The organism is Bacillus cereus group sp. N6 (assembly GCF_016483705.1).
Lineage (GTDB): Bacteria > Bacillota > Bacilli > Bacillales > Bacillaceae_G > Bacillus_A > Bacillus_A wiedmannii.
This window is the reverse complement of sequence record NZ_JAEHBI010000080.1, coordinates 1-9,207: the sequence shown is the minus strand read 5'-3', so window position 1 is coordinate 9,207 and position 9,207 is coordinate 1. Positions and strand designations below refer to the sequence as shown.

Here is a 9,207-nt window from a genome sequence, read left to right as displayed (position 1 = left end):
GTACGTACGGTTCGGAAGGGAGTTCTTGGAAACCTATCATAGAAATATGAAAAGGCGCTGGGTTCTTACCTTACAATATAATGGCCGATAACAAGGTGTATCACAAGATAAATGATGTAAATATAGAGCTTTATACAACTAGAAAAGATGTAGTTGCAGAATCAAAACTTGAAAAAGTCCTAGACGATCATGAAATTCCTTATGATTCGTTTGGGACTTTTATTGAATCTGAGAAATTATTTCAAAAAATATACGAAACGAGGTTGATGTAAATGTCTGAGAACAAAGTATCTTATGGTTTGAAAAACGTCCATTATGCCCTGTATGAAGTGAAAGAGGGGCTCATCACATTTGGAACGCCTGTTCCGATGCCTGGTGCGGTGGAGCTAACAAATGAGCCGCGTGGGGATCTCATTGAATTTTACGCGGATGATATGCTGTATTATTCAGCAGACAACAATCAGGGGTATGAAGGAACATTAACGGTAGCGGTGATTCCAGAGCGATTTGCTGTTGATGCATTAGGGGAGCAATTAGATGAAACGGATGGTGTATTAAATGAGTTTGCTGATGCAAAAGGAAAACCTTTCGCATTGTTATTTGAATTTGATAACGATGTGAAAGCAACTAGGCATGTGATGTACAACTGTTCGGCAAGTCGTCCTACCATTTCATCAAAATCCAAAACGAATTCCGCTGAACCGAATACGAATGAATTGAAATTTGTTGCGAGTCCACTGATTGTAACGCCTGGTGGCAGACCAATGGTGAAAACGAAAACAACTTTCAAGACAACACCGGCTATTTATAACGATTGGTATAAAAAAGTATATATAAAGGCATCTATTTCACCAAAAGGAGAGAAATAATACATGGAAAAGATCATTACAATAGACGGAAAACAAGTCAGATTAAAAAGTACAGCAGCAACAGTTAAACGTTATAAAGCACAATTTAGACGTAACTTATTTGCAGACTTGATGGCATTAGGAGCGATTCACGCATTAACTTCACCAGATGGTACGCAACAACCTATTGATGTGTCTTATTTAGATGTAAGTAAAGTGGATTTTGAACTTATTTATGATTTAACTTGGTTATTCGCTAAAACAGCTGATCCAAACATTCCTGATCCTATGTTGTGGCTAGATGGGTTTGATGAGTTTCCAATTGAAGAAATCATGCCAGAAATTATGGATCTGATTCAACATACAATGGGCGCAAAAAAAAACTAAAGAAAAATAATGAAGAGCAAGGGACTTTCGGTGATGAAGAATTAACATCCGATACGTTCCTTGCTCTTTGTTATAAAGCGAAACTAACAAGTTGGGATTTAGAAGATATGACAATCGGTGATTGTTTTGATTACATTACTGAATTCGCAGAAATGGAGAATCCAGACAAAGAAAAAGTGAGAAAAGCAAGCCAGAAAGACTTTGATTCCTTCTAAGAAATGGGGTGAGAACATGGCAGGAAGAATAAAAGGAATTACGATAGAAATCGGCGGGAATACCCAGCCATTACAAAACGCCTTAAAAGACGTGAATAAACAAAGTGATTCTTTGGCGAAAGAATTAAAAGATGTGGAACGATTACTAAAATTTGATCCGGGTAATGTGGAAGCATTAGCTCAAAAACAGAAGTTACTTACACAACAAATTGAAAATACAACACAAAAGCTAGATAAGTTAAAAGCAGCTGAACAACAAGTGCAAGCGCAATTTCAAAACGGCAAAATTTCTGAAGAACAATATCGTGCTTTTAGACGTGAGATTGAATTTACAGAAGGATCTCTTCATGGTCTGAAAAATAAGCTTGGAAATATGAAGGCTGAACAAGAAAATGTAGCCAGTTCCACAAGGCAATTAGAAACATTGTTTAGCGCAACTGGGAAAAGTGTGGATGATTTTGCAGGTGCATTAGGAAATCGTCTTGTGAATGCAATTAAAAGCGGAACAGCTACCAGTCGTCAGTTAGAACAAGCCATTGGGATTATCGGGAGAGAAGCATTAGGAACAGAAGCTGACATTGAAAAATTACAACGTGCTCTACGATCTGTGGATGAGGGTAATTCAATCCAACAAGTACGAAATGAATTAAGAGACTTACAGCAAGAAGCTCAAAGGACACAAAGGGAATTTAAAGAATTAGACATTGGTTTAGAGAACGTTCTTGGAGCAATGGTCGCTGGTGGTGGAATTGCCGGAACAATCGAAAAAGCTCTTGATATGTCTAAGTTAAAAACCAAAATCGATATAGCATTCGATGTCCCTGAATCCTCAAAAAAATCAGTAGAAGAAGCTGTAAGAGGAATTACAGCCTATGGGTTAGATGCTGAAGAGTCACTCGCAGGTGTGCGCCGACAGTGGGCTTTAAATAAAGGTGTAAGCGATGAAGCAAATGCAGCGATTGTAAGAGGAGTGGCGGCAATTTCTCAGTCTTATGAAGGCATAGATTTTACTGAACTAATTCAAGAAGTGAATGAAATGGGGAGCGAATTGGGTATATCGCAAGAAGGCGCTCTCGGTATGACGGACGCTTTACTAAAAATAGGATTCCCACCAGAACAATTAGACATTATTGCTGAATACGGTGGACAACTAACCCGCGCAGGGTACAATGCTGAAGAAGTCCAAGCGATTATGGAAGCTGGGGTTGAAACAGGAACCTGGAATATTGACAACCTCTTGGACGGATTGAAAGAAGGGCGTATTAAAGCGGCTGAGTTCGGTCAAGGTGTCGATAAAGCTATGAAAGAATCACTTGAAGGTACAAAAATTTCAGCGGAACAAGTTGAAAAATGGGGTCAGGCAGTAGCAAAAGGTGGTAAAGATGGATCGGCAGCTATGACTGAAATTGCACAAGCTTTATCAGAGGTTGAAGATGAAACAAAACGTAATGAATTAGGTGTTAAGTTTTTTGGAACAATGTATGAAGATCAAGGGCAAAACATTATTAATACTTTGCTAGGTGCGAAAGAGAAAACAGTTGATTTTGGAAAACAACAGGATAAGTTGAATGAATCCATAAAAAAAATGGATGCAAACCCAGCAGTTAAATTTCAAAAGGCAATGCAAGATTTACAAGTTGCACTTCAGCCAGTTCTTAGTGTCATAGCAGATGTCATTTCTAAAGTAGCTGAATGGGTTTCAAATAATCCAAAATTAGCAGCAACATTAACAGCTGTTGCAATGGCTATCGGTATAATCTCTGGTGCAATTATGGCTCTTGCTCCTATAGTCATGACAGTCATGAGCTTCTTTGAGATTGGAGCTTTAGCAGCAGCTGGACTTGTTGCTATTGTTCCTATTATTATCGCAGCTATAGTTGCTCTAGGAATTGCCATTTATAAAAATTGGGATTCTATAAAACAGTGGACAATAGATACATGGAATTCTATTAAAGAATATTTAATAGAGCTCTGGAATGGAATTGTCCAATCCTCTAGCGAAGCGTGGAATTCATTTTTAGAAACAATGCATGCATTCTTTGATCCAATAGGTCAATTTTTTAGCGGTTTATGGACAGGGATAGGTGAGATATGTAGTAGTACATGGAATTCTATTGTTGCATTCTTTTCAGGGGCGTGGGCTTCATTCACTGAAATGATGCATAGTTTCTTTGATCCAATAGGTGAATTCTTTAGTAGCTTATGGTCTGGAATTGTAGAAACAGCTTCGTCTTGGTGGTCTTCTTTAGTTACAGTAGCTTCTGAATTGTGGGGAACACTTGTACAAGCTTGGCAAGAAACTTGGAATACCATTGTTACCGTTTTAGATCCAATCATTTCATTTATAGCAACAGTCCTAGAGGCAGGGTGGCTACTTATTCAAGCAGGAGCGCAAATTGCTTGGGCAGCTATAAGTCAATATATTATTCAACCGATTCAAGAAGCTTACAACTGGGTAAGCACAAAAATTGGCGAATTAGTTACATGGCTTGGTACACAATGGGAAATCGCAAAAGCTGTGGCACAAGTTGCATGGGGACTATTTAAGCAATATATTATTCAACCCGTCTTAGACACTTGGAACTTTGTAAAAGAAAAATTTGGTGACTTAATATCCTGGTTAAGCTCAAAGTGGGAACTTGCTAAATCATATACTCTTATGGCTTGGAATTTGGTTAAACAGTATGTGATTCAACCTGTTCAAGATTTGTGGAATACAACAAAGCAAAAACTTGCAGATTTAGCTAACTGGATATTATCAAATTGGGAATCTATAAAATCCTATACACTTTCAGCTTGGAATTTAGTAAAGCAATATGTTATTCAACCGGTAACAGATGCTTATAATCAGGCCAAACAAAAATTTACTGATTTATATCATTCAGCTAGAGAAAAATTCGATTCCGTGAAACATGCAGCACAAGAAAAATTTGAAGCGGCAAAAAGATTTATTATGGACCCAATCAGAGATGCGGTTGATGGAGTGAAGGGATTCATCGATAAAATCAAAGGATTCTTTGATAATTTGAAGTTGAAAATTCCTAAACCTGAAATGCCACCTCTTCCACACTTCAGCTTACAAACTAGTACGAAAAATATTTTAGGGAAGGATATTACGTTCCCTTCTGGACTCAATATAGATTGGCGCGCAAAAGGTGGTATTTTCACGAAACCAACTATCTTCGGAATGAATAATGGACGTTATCAAGCAGCAGGTGAAGCAGGGGACGAAGCGGTGCTTCCACTTAATAAAAAGACACTTGGAGATATTGGTGCAGGAATTGCAGCAGCCATGCCGCGTGAACAATTTGCTATACCGGGTGAAATCAATCAATTAATGGGCGATATGAGCCGTATGATGGCTCGTTCTATGAGCCAGTTGTCAGGATTAAAGTCTGTTATGAGTGGTGTGTATGGAAGCATGTCAAATAGCAGACAAGCCATGACAAACAGTGTATCGAATCAAATATTTAATCAAACGTCCGGATCATCTGGTGGTGGAGTAATTCCGATGCTTGGTGGCGATTTAGTTGTTGAAGTTCCCGTTGTTTTAGAGGGACGAGATGTGGCGCGCGGTACTTATAGGTATACGAAGGAATATCAAGAACGAGAGGAACAAAGAAACTCAGCCTTTTAGGTTTGGGTTTATTTTATAAAGAAATGAGGTGACAGCGTGAGTTCTTTTACATTTCATAACGAGCGAAAAGAATACATCCAGATAGAAAAAGGATGGAGTCCACCAACATGGGCACCTTTGAAACGTAATTTTTTAAAAGTTCCTGGATATCCTGGTGCAAGATTATTGAATACAGATACTGAGCCCCGTCCACTTCCTGTACCTGTTGGAATTATCGTTCCAGATGGGACGGATTTAGAAACGTTAAAAGAAGAAATAGCAGAATGGCTTATTACAGAACAAGCGGCTGAGCTAACTTTTGATACAAAACCAGATAGGACATATATGGCTGTTATTGATGAAGATTTTGATATTGATGATTTTGTTACCTTAGGAAAAGGTACTTTGAAATTCATCTGTCCGATGCCTTATAAATTAGGAAAAGTACAAACTCATCCTTTTGTACAAAGTTGGTCTACTGAGACTACTTCCTATTTCACGAATAAAGGAAGCGTAGAAGTTCCAGCATTCATTGAAATGACTGTAAAAAAAACAAGCCCTTTTTTAGATGTATGGTTTGGTAAATATCCTTTAGAACGAAACTATTTCCGTATTGGTTACCCCCTAACTGTGGAGGAATCAACGGTACAAGAACGTGAGCGTGTGTTATGGGATGAAATGGCTTCGCCTATAGGCTGGACTCCTGTTACTGGACAATTTGACGATATGAAAGGGACAGGTAGTTTTCAATCAAGAGGCGGTCACGCACTATATTGCGAAGAATACGGAGAAGGGAAAGGATTTTACGGTGCAATAGCTAAGAAAAGTATTCCAGGTGGTCCCTTACAAGATTTTGAAGTGGAGGCATGGATGACTTTAAAGTCCAAAAACATTGGTGAAATGGGGCGTGTGGAAGTTCTACTATTAGATGAAGCTAGTAACATAGTAGCCCGCATCAATATGAATGATTTATATGCAGATGCCGAAATGACAAAGGCACATATGAAAATTGGAAATAGCGGAACACCTAATAGTTTTCGGAAATTAGTAGATACAAGTGGAGGTTATTCGACTACATTCAATCAATTCCGAGGGCGTTTACGTATTGCTAGAAGAGGGACAAAATGGTCTGTATATGTAGCTAAATTTATAGATGGTAAAGAGATAGACGGAGCTTCCCTAGTTGAACAATGGAACGATGTTGACAACAGTAATCCAATGACAAACCGAAAAATCGCACAAGTTATGATTGCGCTTTGTAAGTGGGATAATCACCAGCCTGTTAACGAAATGCAATTTGATGATTTGAAAATTTGGAAGGTAAACAAAGTCCCTTCTCATACAAAACCTTATATTTTCGATGCAGGAGACAAAGTGATGATTGATACAGAAAAAAGTCTTGTTACGATTAACGGGAAAGATGCGATTCATATGAAAGATATTTTTAGTGAGTTTCCTAAGATCATACGTGGAGAGAATCGGATTGATATTATGCCGCCAGACGTTACAGCGACAATCAGTTACAGGGAGAGATACAGATGAGAACGCCAAGTGGTGAATTGCATGTTGTTGATTTTAAAACAGAACAAATTGTAGCATCTATTCAGCCTACAGATTATTGGGATGATAAAAGACATTGGGAAATCAAAAATAACATTGATACAGTAGAGTTTCGAGTATTTGATCATACAAGGCATTCATCCACACTTATGCAGCAAAACGTAGTATTAAAAGAAGTGCGTGATGGTCGTATTGTTCCTTATGTAATTACTGAAATTGAAAAGGATTCTGATGATAGATCAGTAACCGCTTATGCATCTGGTGAATGGATTCAGCTTGCCAAAGCTGGGATTATTCCTCCACAAAAACTAGAAGGTAAAACCGTAATGGAAATGGTGGATATAGCTCTTGCGGGTACAAAGTGGCAAAAAGGGAATGTAGAATACGCTAGTTTCCGTTCCATAACTATCGATGAATTTATTGATCCACTGTCTTTTCTTAAAAAGATTGCTTCTTTATTTGAGTTAGAAATTCAATATCGCGCTGAAGTTGTAGGTTCTCAAGTCGTTGGGCGTTATGTGGATATGGTAAAGAAGCGTGGTCGAGAAACAGGAAAAGAAATAACCCTTGGTAAAGATTTAATGGGGATTAAACGTATTGAAAACTCCCAAAACATTTGTACAGCCTTATTAGGTTTCGTAAAAAAAGAAGGCGGAGAATTCATTACCATTACAGAAATAAATAAAGGTGTTCCTTATCTTGTGGACAATGATGCTTTCCAAAGATGGAACGAAAAAGGACAACATAAATTTGGTTTTTACAGTCCAGAAACAGAAAACGATGACATGGATGCCAAACGTTTAATGACTCTTATGAATACAGAGTTAAAAAAACGTGTGAATTCTTCTGTTTCTTATGAAGTTGAAGCACAATCAATTGGTCGTGTGTTTGGATTAGCTCACGAATTAATTAACGAGGGCGATACGATTCGAATAAAAGACACTGGATTCATACCTAAGCTTTATTTAGAAGCTAGGGTAATTGCTGGTGATGAATCATTTAAAAATCCATTACAAGATAAATATGTATTTGGAGATTACCATGAAATTGTTGATCCAAATGAAGAATTACGAAAGATTTATAATCGTATCCTTAGTTCGCTTGGCAATAAACAAGAAATGATAGATCAGCTAGATAAATTAGTTCAAGAAGCTAATGAAACCGCTAGTAATGCAAAGAAAGAATCAGAAGCGGCAAAAACACTTGCTGAGAAAGTACAAGAGAACATGAAAAATAATACCGTTGAAATCATCGAATCAAAGAACCCACCAACAACAGGACTTATAGACAGAAAAACAGTATGGTTAGATATTTCTAATGGGAAACCTGGTCTGTTAAAACTTTGGAAAGATGGCATTTGGGACCCTGTTGTACCTGATATCGAATCAGTAAAACATGAGGTTGCTGGTCAATATAACGAAGTGAAAGAAACCCTTCAAGGCTTTTCACGTAACATGGTTGATGTAAAAAACGATCAGGGTATCATGGATAAAAAAGTTACATCAATCGAACAAACGGCAAGTGGATTATCTACTACAGTTAGGAATTTGAACAATATAGTAGATGCGCAAGGTAAAAGGCTTACGGAAGCAAACTCTAAAATGGAACAACAGGCAACAGCAATCCATGCAAAAGTTGAGCTGAAACAAGTAGAGGATTATGTTGCTGGGTTTCAGATATCTGAATTGAAACAAACAGTTAATCAGAATAAACAAGATGTATTAGATGAATTAGCCAATAAACTTGCAACTGAACAATTTAACCAGAAGATGACGATGATGGATAACCGTTTTACTATCAATGAAGAAGGTATTGATGCCGCAGCAAAAACAACGGAAGTATATACGAAGGTACAAGCAGATGGCCAATTTGCAAAAGATTCTTATGTAAGAGATATGGAGTCACGACTTCAGCTAACAGAAAAGGGCGTTAGCATATCTGTAAAAGAAAATGATGTCATCGCAGCCATTAACATGAGTAAAGAAAACATTAAGTTACATGCTGCACGAATAGATTTAGTTGGTAAAGTTAATGCTGAGTGGATTAAAGCGGGAATGCTAAGTGGTTGCCAAATTAGAACATCAAATACAGATAACTACGTAAGCTTAGATGACCAATTTATACGTCTCTATGAAAAAGGGGTTGCTAGATCATTTCTAGGACATTACAGAAGAACAGATGGTTCCGTACAACCAACTTTTATTTTAGGAACAGATGAAAAGACGAGTGCTCCAGCAGGCGCTTTATTTATGTCTCAAGCAGGTGCAGGATGGTCTGGGGCTTATGCGAGCATTGGTATTAGCGATGGCATAGTTGATGGTGCAGTCCAAAAATCTGTGTATTGGGAGTTGCAAAGAAACGGACTAAGTGTTCTAAACGCGAATGATTACCATGTGTTTTATGCTGGGAATGGAAGTTGGTATTTCAGACGAGGGAAAACTGGATTATATCAAACTTCGTTAGTCGTTGAAGATAATCGTACAGATTCTGATTTACGATTACCTAATATCACTTTACGTAATAGCCGTGCAGCAGGATATACTGGCGTTCTCCAAGTGAAGTCACCTGTTACGCAAAATGG

The 9,207-nt window shown here is 37.9% G+C and carries 5 protein-coding genes and 1 pseudogene; all 6 read left to right on the top strand.

Annotated features, from left to right (window positions below; all coding sequences use genetic code 11):
• Positions 1-74: 74 nt before the first annotated feature.
• A pseudogene (locus tag JDS99_RS28760) lies at positions 75-272 on the top strand (hypothetical protein); the annotation flags it as partial.
• Complete coding sequence (locus JDS99_RS28755; protein ID WP_199696228.1) at positions 273-869, top strand: major tail protein; 597 nt, start codon at positions 273-275, stop codon at positions 867-869.
• Between the two features lie 3 nt (positions 870-872).
• Positions 873-1,235 carry a hypothetical protein gene (locus JDS99_RS28750; RefSeq protein ID WP_199696227.1) on the top strand — a complete coding sequence of 121 codons (363 nt, stop codon included), beginning with the start codon at positions 873-875 and terminating at the stop codon, positions 1,233-1,235.
• 231 nt (positions 1,236-1,466) lie between these two features.
• Positions 1,467-5,087 (top strand): phage tail tape measure protein, encoded by a 3,621-nt coding sequence (locus tag JDS99_RS28745; protein WP_199696226.1) that lies wholly within the window; start codon positions 1,467-1,469, stop codon positions 5,085-5,087.
• Between the two features lie 36 nt (positions 5,088-5,123).
• Complete coding sequence (locus JDS99_RS28740; RefSeq protein WP_199696225.1) at positions 5,124-6,608, top strand: distal tail protein Dit; 1,485 nt, start codon at positions 5,124-5,126, stop codon at positions 6,606-6,608.
• On the top strand, positions 6,605-9,207 hold a 2,603-nt coding region (locus tag JDS99_RS28735), incomplete at its 3' end, for a phage tail spike protein (RefSeq protein WP_242475785.1). The genes JDS99_RS28740 and JDS99_RS28735, both read left to right, overlap by 4 nt.